Source organism: Vibrio methylphosphonaticus, from assembly GCF_023634655.1.
In the GTDB taxonomy this organism is placed as follows: domain Bacteria; phylum Pseudomonadota; class Gammaproteobacteria; order Enterobacterales; family Vibrionaceae; genus Vibrio; species Vibrio methylphosphonaticus.
The window spans coordinates 1-360 of record NZ_JAMKMS010000083.1; the positions used below are offsets into that span (position 1 = coordinate 1).

1 protein-coding gene is annotated in these 360 nt (G+C 48.6%); it reads left to right on the forward strand.

Translation table 11 applies throughout. The features are described from left to right. A partial coding sequence (locus M9196_RS23345) for a tandem-95 repeat protein (RefSeq protein WP_250619892.1) occupies positions 1-360 on the forward strand: 360 nt, incomplete at both ends.

A 360-nucleotide genomic window follows, 5' to 3' on the forward strand; every position in this document is an offset into this window, starting at 1 on the left:
GATTTCAATGGTGACATTGACTTAAGCTTCGACCTTTCAGACGGCACGGATACTGTTGTGGCCACTGCTGACCTCACGGTAAATCCAGTGAATGATGCCGCAGTTGTGGAAGATGTGGGTTATACCATCCAAGAAGACGGCTCGTTGACCTTTACTGATGAGCAGCTTCTAGCTGGCGCTTCAGACATTGATGGCGACGACTTGTCCGTTGCGGATGTCTCTTACTCTGGTACCGATGGTGTGTTCACCGACAACGGTGATGGCAGTTATACCTTCTCTCCAAATGAAAACTTCAATGGCGAAGTCGACTTAAGCTTCTCAGTAAGTGACGGTACGACGACTACAGACGCCAACATTGAT